Source organism: Paenibacillus sp. JT22N12 (assembly GCF_056269365.1).
On record NZ_JBWDNU010000004.1, the window covers coordinates 110,563 to 125,626 of the forward strand.

At 54.5% G+C, this 15,064-nt stretch carries 10 protein-coding genes; 7 read left to right on the forward strand and 3 right to left on the reverse strand.

Features of this window, described 5'->3' with window-relative positions; genetic code table 11:
• Window positions 1-148: 148 nt before the first annotated feature.
• The 7 genes from AC0YOA_RS16150 (at window position 149) to AC0YOA_RS16180 (ending at window position 10,552) form a co-directional block, all read left to right on the forward strand.
• Entirely contained in the window at window positions 149-1,093 is a 945-nt protein-coding gene (locus tag AC0YOA_RS16150) for an ABC transporter permease (RefSeq protein WP_475787465.1), read from the forward strand.
• 16 nt (window positions 1,094-1,109) lie between these two features.
• Entirely contained in the window at window positions 1,110-1,985 is an 876-nt protein-coding gene (locus AC0YOA_RS16155; protein ID WP_210045030.1) for a carbohydrate ABC transporter permease, read from the forward strand.
• 42 nt (window positions 1,986-2,027) lie between these two features.
• Window positions 2,028-3,656 (forward strand): extracellular solute-binding protein, encoded by a 1,629-nt coding sequence (locus tag AC0YOA_RS16160; protein ID WP_475787466.1) that lies wholly within the window; start codon window positions 2,028-2,030, stop codon window positions 3,654-3,656.
• Between the two features lie 96 nt (window positions 3,657-3,752).
• Window positions 3,753-5,993 (forward strand): helix-turn-helix domain-containing protein, encoded by a 2,241-nt coding sequence (locus AC0YOA_RS16165; protein ID WP_475787467.1) that lies wholly within the window; start codon window positions 3,753-3,755, stop codon window positions 5,991-5,993.
• A gap of 9 nt (window positions 5,994-6,002) precedes the next feature.
• On the forward strand, window positions 6,003-8,210 hold the full coding sequence (locus AC0YOA_RS16170; protein WP_475787468.1) for a family 78 glycoside hydrolase catalytic domain: 2,208 nt from the start codon (window positions 6,003-6,005) through the stop codon (window positions 8,208-8,210).
• A gap of 699 nt (window positions 8,211-8,909) precedes the next feature.
• A complete protein-coding gene (locus AC0YOA_RS16175; protein ID WP_475787469.1) occupies window positions 8,910-9,506 on the forward strand; it encodes a nitroreductase family protein in 597 nt (198 codons plus the stop codon).
• 110 nt (window positions 9,507-9,616) lie between these two features.
• Window positions 9,617-10,552 carry a C40 family peptidase gene (locus tag AC0YOA_RS16180; protein WP_475787470.1) on the forward strand — a complete coding sequence of 312 codons (936 nt, stop codon included), beginning with the start codon at window positions 9,617-9,619 and terminating at the stop codon, window positions 10,550-10,552.
• A gap of 294 nt (window positions 10,553-10,846) precedes the next feature.
• On the opposite strand, the gene AC0YOA_RS16185 is transcribed toward AC0YOA_RS16180, so the two are convergent.
• From AC0YOA_RS16185 to AC0YOA_RS16195, 3 genes are read right to left on the reverse strand one after another with little or no spacing between them, the layout of a single operon-like run.
• On the reverse strand, window positions 10,847-12,355 hold the full coding sequence (locus AC0YOA_RS16185) for a rhamnulokinase (RefSeq protein ID WP_475787471.1): 1,509 nt from the start codon (window positions 12,353-12,355) through the stop codon (window positions 10,847-10,849).
• A 43-nt stretch (window positions 12,356-12,398) separates the two neighbouring features.
• Entirely contained in the window at window positions 12,399-13,058 is a 660-nt protein-coding gene (locus AC0YOA_RS16190; protein ID WP_475787472.1) for a class II aldolase/adducin family protein, read from the reverse strand.
• Between the two features lie 22 nt (window positions 13,059-13,080).
• Entirely contained in the window at window positions 13,081-14,868 is a 1,788-nt protein-coding gene (locus AC0YOA_RS16195; protein WP_475787473.1) for an L-fucose isomerase, read from the reverse strand.
• Window positions 14,869-15,064: the final 196 nt, after the last annotated feature.

Below are 15,064 nucleotides of genomic sequence, written 5' to 3' on the forward strand. Positions count from 1 at the left end.
GTGTGTAGGGCCCGGGAGGCAGCGTCCTGACTGGCTCTGCAAAAGATGTGTGTTCTAAAAAAGTTGTGGCTTGTGGGCATCCCCCGCCTGCTTTAGCATGGGAGTTGGCTGCAGCCGAAAGAGATTTGCATAAAGGCGGTAACGAAAAATGGAAAATACACTGGCCCGGAGGCGCGCGAAAGACCGCCGAAGACTGTTCGACCGAAAACGTCTTCTCATAAACGTCCCTTTATTCGTGATGTTTATCCCGATCATCGCGTACTTCCTCGTATTCAGGTACATCCCGATGCTCGGGCTCGTGATCGCCTTCAAAGACTATAATTTCACCGACGGGATATGGGGAAGTCCCTGGGTGGGACTGGACCATTTCAAGCTGCTGTTCTCCAATCCGAATATGCAGAACATCCTGCGCAATACGTTTATCCTCAGTCTTCTGCAAATCGTCGTCGGCTTCCCGTTTCCCATTCTGACGGCGCTGCTCATTCATGAGGCCCGTAAGCTGTGGTTCAAGAAAGCGGTCCAGACCGCGGTCTTTCTCCCGCACTTTCTGAACTGGGTTATCGTGGGGCAGATCGTGATTACGATTTTCTCCCAGCAGACGGGCATCGTCAACACGATGGTGGAGGCGCTGTTCGGCGAACCCTACGCCTTCCTGTACAATGAAGGCTCCTGGATCTCGATCTTCGTCGGGGCCGGTATCTGGAAGGGAGCCGGCTGGGGAGCGATTATTTATCTGGCGGCGCTCGCGGCCATCGATACGTCCCTGTATGAGGCGGCAAGTATGGATGGTGCCGGTAAATGGCGGCATATCTGGCATATTTCGCTTCCTTCGATCATCCCGACCATCGTGATCCAGCTGATCCTGACGATCGGCGGCGTGATGGAGGTCGGCTTTGATCAGGTGTACGTGCTTCAGAACTCGGTCGTATCCAGCATATCGGAGGTTATCTCCACCTGGAGCTACAAATCCGGAATCAACGGGGGGCAATTTAGCCTGGCGACGGCTCTTGGCCTGTTCGAATCACTCATTGGGCTGACACTGGTGCTGGTAACGAACTGGGTCGCCCGGCGCTACAATCAAGGATTATGGTAAGGCAGGTGGGACATAGATGAGAGATTCACGAGGAGAGAAACTATTTTATTCACTGAATGCCATTATTCTGTCGTTGTTTGCCCTCAGCTGCATTCTGCCGATGGTGCATCTGCTTGCCCTGTCGTTCAGCAATCAGGATGCGATTGTGTCGGGGCTGGTATCGCTGTGGCCGGTCGGCTTTACGGCTGTCGCCTACGACAAGCTGGTGAATGGTACCCAGATTGTGAAAGCACTCGGAAACAGCATTCAGATTACGCTGGTCGGCACGTTCCTGAATCTGCTGTTTACGCTGCTCTGCGCATACCCGCTGTCGCGGGGTTATATGTACGGCAGACGCTTCTTCACCCTGGCTATCGTCTTCACCATGCTGTTCTCCGGCGGTTTGATCCCGGGTTATCTGCTGGTCAAGTCGCTGGGACTGATCAATACCTACGGGGCGCTCTGGCTGCCGGGCCTGGTCAGCGTATACAATATGCTTGTCATGCGCACCTTCTTCATGGGGATTCCCGAGGAACTGGTGGAGGCAGCGCGAATCGACGGCTGCGGGGAGTGGAGGCTGCTGTTTCGGGTATTCCTTCCGCTGTCGCTGCCTGTCATCGTGGCGCTCGGTCTGTTCTATGGCGTCGGCCATTGGAACTCCTTCTTCAATGTCATGATGTTCATCAATTCGCCGGAAAAATTCAATCTCGCCGTGCTCGTCCAGCAGATGATTCAAAGTCAGTCGCTGCTTCAGGAGATCGGCACCATGTCTCCAGAGGATTTCGCTTCGATTACGCCGGAGTCCATCAAATCGGCGGGAGTTGTGGTCATGATTGTGCCGATGCTGATCCTTTATCCTTTCCTGCAAAGGTATTTCATCAAAGGGATTTTAATCGGGGCTATTAAAGGATAAAACCTTTTAACAGGAGAATTCATTGAATAGGGAGAGTGTCTCATGAAAGGTTATATGAGAAAAACGGCAGGCTGCACATTGTCGGGTCTGCTTGCTTTGACGGTCATCCTATCCGGCTGCTCCAGGGATGAGCCGGCATCTTCCGCCTCGGGCGAAACCGGCGGGGCCGGGAAATCGAAACCGTCGATTACCGTGTCGATGTATGACCGCGGCAATATTCCGCAGGATATCGGTACGGTGGATAATAATCTGTGGACCAAGTGGGTCAACGAAAACTCGGGAGTCAACGTGAAGTTCATTCCGGTGCCCAGATCCGACTCCGTTAAGAAATTCAACACACTGCTGGCCGCAGGCCAGGCGCCAGACCTGATACTGGATTACGACACGAACTTCCTCAACCAGCTGTACACACAGAAGCAGATTATGCCGCTCGATGATCTTATCGATCAATACAGCACGGACTACAAGCAGCTGCTGGAGCAATATCCGCTGCTTCGGACGCTCGGAACGAAGCCGGACGGCAAGCTTTATGGAATCGGGCGGGTTCTTGGCTACATTCCCGGCAACTTTCTGTTCATCCGTCAGGACTGGCTGGACAAGCTGGGTCTGAAGGTGCCGGAGACCGATGAAGAAGCTTTCGATATCATGAAAGCGTTTTCTGACAAGGATCCGGATGGCAACGGAAAAGCGGATACATTCGGTGCCAATCTGAGCGGCGCCGGCGGCGGCTGGGTCGACACCATGTTCCAGAATGTTTCCTGGGTTATCAATGACGGCAGTCTGGTGAGGGACTGGGAGCGGGCCGAAGCGGCAGCTTCCTACAAGAAGAGGATGTTCGAAGAAGGACTCGTTGACAAGGACTATCTGACGGACAATGTCGGCAAGAAATCGGAGCAGGATTTCCTCCAGGGCAAGACCGGGATCTACGGAGCGACGGGTAACGTGCATCTGATTTATACCCAGTATCAGACGCTCAAAAGCAATAATCCCGATGCCAGACTGATGGTTATCGCCGTTCCGCGCAGCAAATACGGCCAGTTCAGCCCCGGCTTCAATGCGCCGATACAAATGTCCGGTGTTGTGAATGCCAAAGCGGCTTCCCCCGAGGGGGTGATACAGCTTGTTGATTTCCTGAGCAGCGCATCCACAGTCAAAACGATGAAGTACGGCCTCGAGGGCGTTCATTACAAAATGGAGAATGGCAAGGAAGTCACCCTCGACAAAGATAAATATGATAAGGAGATCAGCTGGCTGGGCGATTTCCGGATGATCGGATCGCAGCATCTGATCAATGAATTTACCAAATATCTGGAGGATCTCGACCAGTCCAAGCCGCTGGACAAGGATGTTTATGACATGATGAAAAAAGCCTACAGTCTCTACATCTCCAAGGATCAGCCTATACCGGCGATTACGATGGACGGTTATATGCCGGGTCTGCCCGCAGACATGCTGTTCATCGCCAACAACGTGAACCAGCCGGTAACCGACCTGTGGAACAAGGCGATTGTCAGTGGCAAAGGTTATACGGTGGAGCAGGCCGCCGCCGATGCGAAATCGCTGTGGAAAAAGTCCGACGGCGAGAAGCTGGAGAAGTGGTATGCCGACTGGTATGCGGCCAATAAAGACAGTTGGGTATTCACCAAAGATCTTTACGATATGAAATTTTAATGGAATGAAAGACCTTCCCTACCGGCTGCGTATGACGCGATACCGGTAGGATCTTCGCCTTTACCGGAGATTGGCTCGGAAGGAAGGGGGATGCCGATGAAAACAAAATCGTGGTTTCAACGGCTGCTGTCCACGTATTTGCCGATATTTTATCTGGTCATTTTCTTCCTGATCTTCGTATTCTTCATGACCGTCAGCCAGATGTCGCGCCAGCAAACGGCCAAAGCCAACGACAGCTATGCCAAATATGTCATGCAGGCGCTGGAGTCTGCCCTGCAGAATATCGACCGGGTATTCTACAGGGAACTCGATACTGATCCCGATATCCAGGCATTCCTGTTCCGCAAAGACGACACTGGCGAAAGCGAATACCTGCTCAACAGCCGGCTGGCGAACAAGTTTAAAACCATGGGAGTCAGCTACCCGCTGATCCACTCCATCTATCTGTACCGGGACTCGGACCGCCGGGTACTGACCTCCAATGCGATTATGTCCAGCGACAACTTCGGTGATCACGAGTTCGCGGAGGAGCTGGCAGGCGGAGAAGCTCCCTATACATGGACGGGAGTGCGCGATTACAGGCTTTTCAGCTTCGATCCCCTCACTCCGGTTGTCTCGCTGGTCCGCAAGGTGCCTTTGCAGTACGAGAGCCGGGGGTTTCTCGTCATCAATGTCTCGGTCAGTGGAATTCGGGGCATGGTGGATGAGATGACAACTCAGAATGTCGGCTCAACGGCGGTATATGATGCTTCGGGCCGGGCGATCGTCGGTTCGGTGAACGGCAACCTGCAGGGTATGTCTTTGGTGAAATCCTCCTACATGATGTGGGAGGTGCGGACCGGCCTGATCGGCGGGTCGGCATACGGGGTAATTCTGAATTTCTTCTATGGCTGGATTGCGCTCGGCTTTGCGGTGATTCTGCTCGGAACGGTCGGGATCGTGTTCGTTACCCGGCGTTATACCTCGCCACTTGACGCCATAGTCCGGCGCATCAAGTCCTACTCCAAATCCAGATCGAAGGAGCTGGCGGTGATGGCCAGCGGCCAGCCGCAGTTCTTCGAGACGGCATTCGATCATCTGCTGGAAATGGCGAATTTGTACACCGATGTTCATCATGAGAATCTGGTTTACCGCAGAAAAACCTTCTTCATCGAGCTGGTTGGCGGGGAACGGAGAATCGACGCTTCTGCCTGGGAGGAAGAGACCGGAAGATTCGGAATGACGGCCGGTTTCCGGGAGCTTGGGATCGGCATTCTGGATATCGATAAATATCCCGGCTTCTGCGGAGCGTACAGCTATCAGGATCAGAATCTGATCAAGTTCGTCATCTCAAGCGTCGTGAAGGAAACGGCTGCCGAGATGCAAGTAGCTGTTTGGTCGGAATGGCTGGAGAACGAGCGGCTGACCGTGCTGTTCCGCACGGAAGAGCCAGAGCCTGGACTCCGCTCGGAGGTTGCCGTCTTGTGCGACAGAATCCGGCTCTGGATTCAGGATAATCTGGAGTATACGGTGACAATCGGGATCGGGTCAGTTGTGGAGGAGCTGGGAGACGTTCCGCGCTCCTTCGATGAAGCCGAGGAGGCACTGACTTATAAATCCTCTGCGGGTATGAACCGGATCATTGCTTATAGCGATACTGAGCGCGGTTTTCAACTGGATTCGTTTGTTTATTTGCAGCTGATCCGCAGCATTGCAGATTCTTTCAAGCTGAGAGATGCAGACTGGAAGATCAAGTTTGCCGAGCTGGTGGATCATATGCGAAGCCGGCTGTTTTTGCGCCAGGATATGGTCAATCTGCTGCAATACATGATTTTTCATATCTCCAAGGAGGTAGGGGACCTCCCCGTTCCTTACAAAGAGGCATGGGACCGGGTGACCCCGGAGCTGAGCGGCGTGCTGAAGGACTTCGACACGCTGGAGGACGTCCGGGAGCGGCTTGAAGCTCTGCTGGACGAGGCCGCCGCACGGTTTGAACAACTCCGTCCCGGCAAGCAAAATCAGGAACTGATTCGCAATGTCAAAGCTTACATCGAAGCTCATTATCACAGTCCTGATTTATCTCTGGGCTTGCTCAGCTCCGAATATGGCATCCATCAGAGCAATTTGAGCCGTTTGTTCAAGGAGGAAATCGGCGAGAATTTCGTCGACTATTTGGCCCGCATCCGGATTTTGCGGGCGAAGGAGCTGCTGCAGACGACCGTTGATTCCATCCAGGATATCGCGGGACGGGTGGGGTATCTGCATTACTTTTCCTTTAACCGGGTATTCAAAAAATTAATGGGCCTGACGCCGGGCGAATACCGCAGAAGCGCAGCGTCGGAACTGGAAGGCCGATAGGAGGCATACATGAATAAACATTGGCAGGCGCACTGGATCCGGCATCCGGAGTTTCAGGGCATGGCCCCGATCGGGCTGCTGCACAAGGAGGCAGATCCACAGCCTGGAAGCGTGCACCCTCCGGAGCTGAAGCATCATCATACCCTGTTCCGCAAAGAGATTGACCTGGCAGCGGGGCAACTGGAGAAGCTGGCGCTGGATATCAGCGCGGACGATTATTATAAGCTTTATATCAATGGAATATTTGTCGCGCAGGGTCCGGCCCAGGGATATCCGTTCCATTATCATTACAACCGGCTGGATGTCACTCCTTACATGGCGGTCGGGCGCAATGTCATCGCCGTCCATATATATTACCAGGGGCTGGTGAACCGGGCCTACAACAGCGGGGATTTGCGGCAGGGATTGATTGCCGAGCTGACGACGGCGGGCGAACCAGAGCCGCTTGCGGAAACGGACGAAAGCTGGCGCTGTGCGCGCACGATGGAATATGGCGCCGGGGACGCAGCCACGACCGGCTACGACACCCAATATATCGAGCATATCGACAGCCGCCTTGCCTTCCATGGCTGGCGCGCGGCGGGTTATGACGACTCCGGCTGGCTGGCGCCAGCCGCGCTCGGGCTGGAGCATACCGGTTACATGCTCTTCGAGCAGCCTACGCCTCCCGTGGAGGTATACCGGAAGAATCCAGCCCGGTTGCAGCGGATCGGGGCTGATCATTATCTGGTAGATTTCGGAGAGGAGATTACCGGCCAATTCACGATGAAGGCCCGCGGCGAAGCAGGAACGGTCGTTGAAATACGCTGCGGAGAAGAACAGGATGATGAGGGACATGTACGTTATGAAATGCGCTGCAGCTGCAATTACCGGGAACAATGGACCTTGTCCGGGCACGAGGACGAGCTGGAGCCTTTCGAATATAAGGCGTTCCGCTATGTGGAGGTCATCGGGCCGGACGGGGCTCTGGACGAGCAGACGTTCGCGGCTGTCGTGCGCCATTATCCGCTGAAAGACGCGCAGAGTGGCAGCTTCCGCTCGGAGGACCGCTTGTTAAGCGGCATCTGGGATATTTGCGGCCGGGCCGTCCGCAACTGCGCTCAGGAATCCTACGTGGATTGTCCAAGCCGGGAGAAGGGGCAGTATCTCGGGGACAATACCATTACCGGCCATGCGCATCTGTATGTGAGCGGCGATTCGCGTCTGGTCCGGAAGGCGCTTCGCGACTTTGCCTTAAGCACGGCGGTATGTCCGGGTATGATGGCGGTGGCGCCGGGGAACTTCATGCAGGAAATCGCAGACTTCTCCTGCCAATGGCCGATGCAGCTGCTCACCTATTACCGGCATACAGGGGATGCCGAATTCTTACGGGAGATGCTGCCTTATGCCGAAGGCATCGTCGAATATTTCCGGAAGTACCGCCGTGCGGACGGTCTGCTGGCCGATGTCAAGGACAAATGGAACCTCGTCGATTGGCCGGATAATCTGCGGGATGGCTACGACTTTCCGTTGACGCGTCCGGCAGGAGACGGCTGCCATAATGTGATCAACGCGCTCTATTACGGCTGCATGAAGACGGTGCAGGAGATCAAGGATGAGCTGCAGATGGATTATGAGGACTCGCTCCCGGCATTCAAAACCGCGTTTCTCGCAGCTTTCTACCGGCCGGAGAGCAGGCTGTTCGCGGATGCAGTGAACAGCGGGCACAGCTCGCTGCATGCGGTTGTGTTCCCTCTGCTGTTCGGACTGGCGCCGGAGGAAGCAGTGACTGCGCTCGTTGCCGAAATCCGCCGCAAACGGTTCAGCTGCGGCGTCTATATGGCCTATTTTGTACTGAAGGCGCTGGCCGGCGTGAGAGAATACCCTTTGATCTATGAGCTGATTACCGGAGATGACGAGCATTCCTGGAGCCAGATGCTTCGTGAGGGAGCGACCAGCTGCTTTGAGGCCTGGGGCAAGGACCAGAAATGGAATACCAGTCTGTGCCATGCCTGGGGCAGCGCGCCGATCCCCGTGGTCATCGAGGATATCATCGGCCTGAAGCCGGCGCGGCCGGGATGGGGAGAGGTTTCGTTTGAGCCGCAGCTGCCTCCGGGTATGAAGCCGTTTCATCTGCGCATCGCTGTCCCCGGAGGCACGGTAGAGGTGCGCTACGATGGCAAGGCTGCGGAGCTTGTACTCCCTGATCAAGCGGTGAGACGGCCGGCGGGCCGGTAAAGCCATAGATGTTTAAAGGTGAATATTCAAAGAATAAGGACGGGATGCCGACAGCCATGCGCTGGTCGGGTCACGTCCTTATCTTAGGGATGCTTGTTTCCTTTCCCACCCCGGAAGGTATCTTGGCTCATCATAACCAAAAACCAAAAAATTCTTGACGAATCGGAAAAAATAACCGTTATTTGATTTCCATTTTCTGCATAATCTCATCCGGTTCCCCGGCAATGAAATTACCGGAATGGGTTATGATTTGATCGTTCTGTTCCTTATTCTTGTTCAATGTATTTGGCTTGCAATGAGTATGAGGCTGCAGTCTGCTGCTCAGTCTCAATTATCCTGAATCCCGAGCGACAACGGAACATGATAACAAACGTACGTTGACGCTATCCCTCATAGGAATGGCAGCGGCAGTCCCGGAGCACTTGCATGCCCTGGGCGCTGCCGCTAATGCCACAATGCAACCCGTTTATGCCTGCAGACTGCACCGCACGGTCTTAACCTCGAATGGAGTGAACTTCAAGGAAATAGAGCAGTCGGCTCTTTGGAAGAGCCTTTCCGCAGTCAAGAATAAACAGCTCTATTTTATTGATACGGACAAGTACTACGGATCAGATATAACGACCATCCGCGAGACGATGAAAGAAGCTGCCGGTATGTTAACCAAGGGGCAGGCCCACTAAGGAGCCGGCAGCTCCTCCGGTGCGGGGAGGTTTTGTCGGCGGGGAGAGGCAGGAAACCACATTGCATAATCTGAGCAGAACGATCCGTGAGCGGAGAACCATACGTGACTTCAACGGCAAGAAGCTGGAGAAGGAAGTGGTGATGGAGCTGTTACGCGAAGCGGGCTGGGCACCTTTTCATTCCAGGAAGGAGCCCTGGCGGTTTATCCTTTTCCTGGGGGAGGGGCGCAAGAAATTTGCCGAAGCGGTGAAGCTGACCTATTCGAAGGAGTTTGTGGACCAATACGGAGAATGGGCCAAGAAGCAGTACTGCCATCTGATGCAGGCTCATCTGCTGGTTGTCATTAAAGCCGATCTCCGGCAAAAATACTGGGAAGACGCATTTTCAGCCGCGGCCGCGCTTATCCAGAACATCCAGCTGCTGGCATGGGAGCGGGAAATCGGTGTCGTCTGGAAAACGAATGAATACAATTGGGATCCCCAATTCCATAAAGCGGTTGGCCTCATGCCGGTGGAAAGAATCGTAGGCACGCTGCATCTGGGTTATTTCGACAAAATCCCCCGTCCCAAGCCCAGAACGCCCCTGGAGCAGCTGCTGACAGTTATTCAGGATTGACGGATATTAAAGTCCCAATTACTCGGCTATCAACCGGCCCCCATTCGTATAATTTCCACCCATGCAGAAGAACCTAATCCATAAATAATGGAAAAGGTGGTATCTCTCGCATGCTTCGCAAACAATCGTCATTCCGGGCCGCCCTGGCTGTCAGCATGACAATCCTGATCGCGTGGGGGACAGGCTGTGCCAAAGAGCATCTGGGGATGGATACCGCCAGTGCGCCGGGGCTGACCGTCCGGGCAGCCAATCTGAGGGTGGCGAATCATTCCACCTTCACGCATGTTCCTGTTTACAGAGAAACCGGCGGGCTGGTCTGGGTTCCCTTGAAGGAAAGCGCAGCCTCCATGAGTCTTGACGTGCATAAACTGGGCGGCCGCCTGGCGCTGGGGAATACGGATGCTGCCTATTGGCTGAAGGTGAATGACAAACAAGCTTTCTCTGGAGACAACATCATCACGCTGCCGCAGGCTCCCAAATTATTCAATGGCAAGCCGTATGTCACGACAGAGGCGTTATCATCATTGCTGGAAACTCCGGTGAATTGGAATGAAAAGGGATCGCAGATCATCATCACACCCATCGACGACCGCACCCGAATTCCACTCAAGCAGGTTGCCCCGCGGCGGGAGCAGATCAAGAGCTTCTCCGTATCGGTCGATAAAAGCGATTTAATTGAATATGCCAAAAAATATATGGGTACGCCTTACGATTTTGGCTCCAGCAGCTACAGCGAAACCCATAAATTCGATTGCTCTTCCTTCGTCCAGTATGTATACGGCCATTTTGGCGTCGATTTGCCAAGGACGGCAAAGGAGCAGTCGGAGATTGGGCAGACCGTGCCGGCCAGTCAGCTGCAGCAGGGGGATTTGATGTTCTTCTATACGCCCGGGAGGTTCGACACGAACCGTATCGTAGGACATGTGGGCATTTATATGGGCGGCGACCGGATTATCCAGACCTATGGCGATCCTGGGGTGACGATATCGGAGTTCGATAATTCTTGGAAGGAACGTTTTTTATTTGCCAAACGTGTCAGCGGCTAGCGCGGCGTACGGGAAATGAAGTCAGTGTTGAAATGAGAAGAGGGCTTAAGAGTAATTGCCGGGCTTCTGATGTGGATTTGCTTACAAAAAAGACGCCTCCATCTCCACCTGTACAGTGGTTATGGAGGCGTCTTTGCATGTTGTGGACGGTTCTCGGCCGGCTGGCTCCTTATTGTTTGCGGACAGCCTTATTCATGGAAGGTCTGTCGGTATTCTGATCTGAACGCAATTGAGCCGCAGGTTTTCCGGTTGACCGTACACGTGCAGAGAATAAACGCCGTTCGGACGTTATTGTTACGCAATTTCATTCGGTTTGTTCACCAGTCCGTTGTATCTTGCGATCGCTTCCTGCCATTTATCGGCCTCGGCCGGCTCGTAAGATTGCAGCGGAAAGGATCGTTTGACCAATTCCTTGCCCTCTTCAATGCTCCCGATTTCGCCGCCAGCCTGGAACTGAACGAGCAGATTGCCGATGGCGCTGGCTTCGACCGGACCTGCCCATACCGGGCGGCCGATGGCATTGGCAGTCAGCTGGCAGAGCAGCTCATTCTGAATGCCGCCGCCAACCATGTGCAGCCCGGAGAAATGCCTGCCGGTCAGCCGCTCGCATTGCTCCAGCACGATGTGATACCGCAAAGCAAGGCTCTCGAGAATACAGCGCGCCGTCTCGCCCTTGTCCCGGGGGACAGGCTGATCCGTTTCCTGACAGAAACGGTGGATTTCCAGCTCCATGTCCTTCGGATTCATGAAGCGAAGATCATCGGGATTGATCAGGCTGCGAAAAGCCTCTGCATTCCCGGCTTCCTTCGTCAGCTCCGCGAATGAAATATCCGAGCCAGTTTTGATCCATTTGCGCCTGCATTCCTGCAGAATCCACAGGCCCATAATGTTTTTGAGCAGCTGGAACGTATGGCCGACTCCGCCTTCGTTGGAAAATTCCAGCTCCCTGACCTCAGGCGTGAGCAGGGCGTCCGGAAGCTCCGTGCCAAGCAGGGACCATGTCCCACAGATCAGATATGCGAATGACGCTGAATCGGAGGGAACAGCCGCCGCGGCGGCTTCCGTATCATGTGAGCCGACCGCAATCGCCCGCATGGATGGAACGCCAAGCTCCTCGCAGATCGCGTCCGTCAATCGGCCAATCTCCGTACCCGGATGAACAGGGTCCAGAAACAGGTCCGACGGGATGCCTAGACGCTCCATCAGCGGCGTATTCCACGCACGCTCAGCCGGCCGGAACAGCTGGGTTGTCGTGGCCATGGTGAACTCGCAAGCCTTCTGTCCGGTCAGAAAATAGTTCAGCAGATCCGGCGTCAGCAGCAGCGTCTCTGCATGCTCCAGAGCGACAGACCCTGCCTTCTTCATCGCGTACAGCTGGTAAATCGTATTGAAAGGCATCAGCTGCAGTCCGCTCTCGCGGAACAGCTTATCTTCCCCGATCAATCCGCATACTTCCTCAATCAGTCCGGTCGTGTGCGGATCGCGGTAATGGTATGGGTTGGCCAGCAGCTCTCCATTGCGGTCCAGCAGGCCAAAGTCCACACCCCATGTGTCGATTCCGAAGCTTGCCGGCTCAAAGCCCTGCTGGCGGGCTTTGAGTATGCCGGTTTTGAGCTCTTTCAGGAGCATTAAAATATCCCAGTGCAGATGGGGGCCAACCTCCACCGGTTCATTGACGAACCGGTGGATCTCCGTAATCCGCAGCTGCTGGAGGCCGTTCTCCCCGGTGACCAGCTCACCGACAAGCGCTCTGCCGCTGCTCGCACCCAGATCAAAGGCCAACGCCGCAGGGGGCTTCTTCATACAAGGTCACCGCCTTCTTCAAGAGTAACTGACCGATTCATGCTTATTTCATCTGCTGAAGCAGCTTGATGCGGTAGTCCTCGCTCTCAAGCGAGGCAATTTCCTTGAATTCTTCATCCGTCAATACTTTCAGAGGACCGACGGCTCTTGCGCTCATGTAGATTTTGGCGCTTTCGTCGACGACCTGCGTCCGGTAGTAAGCCTCCCGCAGATTGCGTCCGGTTGTGACCAGTCCATGATTGCCTAGCAGAATGGAGCTTGCCTCGTTCACCTTATCGGCAACGGCAACAGCGAGCAGATCCGTTGTCGGCAGGACATAAGGAACATAAGCGGTTTTGCCGACAAGCGCCGCCTGGTCGGGGAACATGATCGGCAGCTCGGTCTCCACCAGGGTGAAGGCGATGCAGGAAGAAGGGTGTGTGTGCACAATAGCGCCGATGTCCGGATTCTTGCGGTAGCAGAACAGATGCATCAGCACCTCGGAGGACGGACGCAGTCCATTGTCTGTAATCTCCCCGGTCGGAATATCCACTTCGACCCACTGCTCCGGCGTGATTTCCTCAATGGCGAAGCCGCTCGGGGACAAATACATCTTGTCCCCGGCGCGCGCGCTGATATTTCCGCCCGGTCCTACAACCAGTCCGTTTACAACCGTTTTGACGGCATATTTGCAAAGCTCATTGCGTGTTTCCATGTTCTGCATGTTGGAATTCCCCTATCCGTGCTTATTTATAAAGCGGTCCAAAAGTTGCACACGCTCTGAAATCGGCGCTTTCCACACTTTCGGTGCCGAACATGCCCCATGTACGAGGACGGAAAATCTGATCCCCCGATACATTGTGCATGCTGACCGGGATGCGCAGCATCGAAGCAAGCGTCAGCAGGTCGGCGCCGATGTGGCCGTACGAGATCGATCCATGGTTCGCTCCCCAATGATCCATTACGGAATAAACGCTGGTGAACGCGCCCTCGCCGGTCAGGTTCGGCGCAAACCAGGTGGTCGGCCAGGTCGGGTCTGTACGGTCATCCAACGTTTTGTGAACATCTTCAGGCAGATCGACGGAGTAGCCTTCCGCGATTTGCAGTACAGGTCCGAGGCCCTTGACCAGATTAAGCCGCGACATCGTCATCGGCATGCCGCCGCGCGTCAGGAAGTCGCTGGAATACCCGCCTCCGCGGAAATATTCAACCGACGCCGGCCGCCAGGATGTAGCTTCCAGACACTTCTGCGCTTCTTCCTCGCTGATTTCCCAGTGCGGCTTCATGACAGGCTGGCCGTCCCGCTGCTGCTCCCCGGTTCCATCAAGCGTAGCAGAACCCGAGTTGATCAGGTGAAGCAGACCGCCAGCGGCTTTGCCATCCAGATCATGGCCGGTTACGCGTTTGACGGCGTCCGGACTCCAATAGGTGCGGACATCCGCAAAAATTTGCGCCGTATTGGTGAGCAGATAGCCAAACAGCATATTGACGCCGTTCAGGCTGTCGTTCTCCGTAGCGACCATAAATGGCGAGCGGATGCCGTTCCAGTCGAAGGAGCTGTTCAGGATCGCTTCCAGGAAGTCGCCATTAGGGAAATGGTCGGTCCATTGACGCTGGCCCTGGAATCCGGAGACAAGGGCATTATGTCCATTGGCTTCCTCGCCAAAGCCAAGCTCTGCAAGCTTCGGATTGCCGATCATCAGGTCTCTTGCGATAATCGTCATTTTGACGACCGTTTCCCAGTCCTGATCCTTCTGCTCGCGCGAGGTGCGGATGGCCTCAGGGTTGTTGTCCGGGCCTTCAATACAGTTCTCTTTGGTCCAGGCAAGCGCTTTCGCAAATTCCTCTTTATCATAGATCTCTTCATTGATGCGGCGCACGAATTCCGTCATGTCGATATATTCGTTTCTCATGCCAAGGTATTCCTGGAAGAAGCGGTCATCCACAATGGAGCCGGCGATGCCCATCGATACCGAGCCCATGGACAGATAGGATTTTCCGCGGATATTCGCGACGGTAAGTCCCGCTTTGGCAAAACGAATCAATTTTTCCTTCACGTCTTCCGGAATGACCGAATCGCCTTCGTCCTGAACGTCTTTCCCGTAAATGCCGAAAGCGGGGAGGCCCTTCTGCGCATGGGCGGACAATACAGCTGCCAGATAGACGGCTCCAGGACGTCCCGTTCCGTTGAAGCCCCATACCGCTTTGGGCAGCGAAGGGTCCGTATCCATCGTTTCGGTGCCATAACACCAGCATGGTGTAACGGTTATCGATAACCCTACACCGGCCTTTTTGAATTTATCCGCAGCTGCAGCCGCTTCTGCTACGCCACCGATGCAGGTATCGGCAATGACACATTCAACCGGCTCGCCGTTCGGATAACGGAGCTCGGACGAGAGCAGCTCTGCAACCGTTTTCGCTAAATTCATGGTTTGATCCTCAAGGGATTCGCGAACCCCTCTGCGTCTTCCGTCGATCGTCGGGCGAATGCCTATTTTAGGGAATCCATCTTTCCATCTGTGATCCAAAGTCATGATTAAACCATTCCTCTCCAGAATAAAATTGTTAAGGTTACCGATAACCTTAAATTAGCAACAAGCTTACTTGCTGTCAACCCTTTTCTTCGTTATGATAAAAATAGACAACGTAAAAAAAAGAGTTCGAAAAGTCCGCATTTCAGGATCGAGAAGGTTGGAAGAAGCTAGAGAATGGGGAGCGCAGCGTAGGCAA

Coding starts and splice junctions, on each gene's coding strand:
- AC0YOA_RS16150 (WP_475787465.1), top strand. CDS start 149: ATGGAAAATACACTGGCCCGGAGGCGCGCGAAAGACCGCCGAAGACTG.
- AC0YOA_RS16155 (WP_210045030.1), top strand. CDS start 1,110: ATGAGAGATTCACGAGGAGAGAAACTATTTTATTCACTGAATGCCATT.
- AC0YOA_RS16160 (WP_475787466.1), top strand. CDS start 2,028: ATGAAAGGTTATATGAGAAAAACGGCAGGCTGCACATTGTCGGGTCTG.
- AC0YOA_RS16165 (WP_475787467.1), top strand. CDS start 3,753: ATGAAAACAAAATCGTGGTTTCAACGGCTGCTGTCCACGTATTTGCCG.
- AC0YOA_RS16170 (WP_475787468.1), top strand. CDS start 6,003: ATGAATAAACATTGGCAGGCGCACTGGATCCGGCATCCGGAGTTTCAG.
- AC0YOA_RS16180 (WP_475787470.1), top strand. CDS start 9,617: ATGCTTCGCAAACAATCGTCATTCCGGGCCGCCCTGGCTGTCAGCATG.
- AC0YOA_RS16185 (WP_475787471.1), bottom strand. CDS start 12,355: ATGAAGAAGCCCCCTGCGGCGTTGGCCTTTGATCTGGGTGCGAGCAGC.
- AC0YOA_RS16190 (WP_475787472.1), bottom strand. CDS start 13,058: ATGCAGAACATGGAAACACGCAATGAGCTTTGCAAATATGCCGTCAAA.
- AC0YOA_RS16195 (WP_475787473.1), bottom strand. CDS start 14,868: ATGACTTTGGATCACAGATGGAAAGATGGATTCCCTAAAATAGGCATT.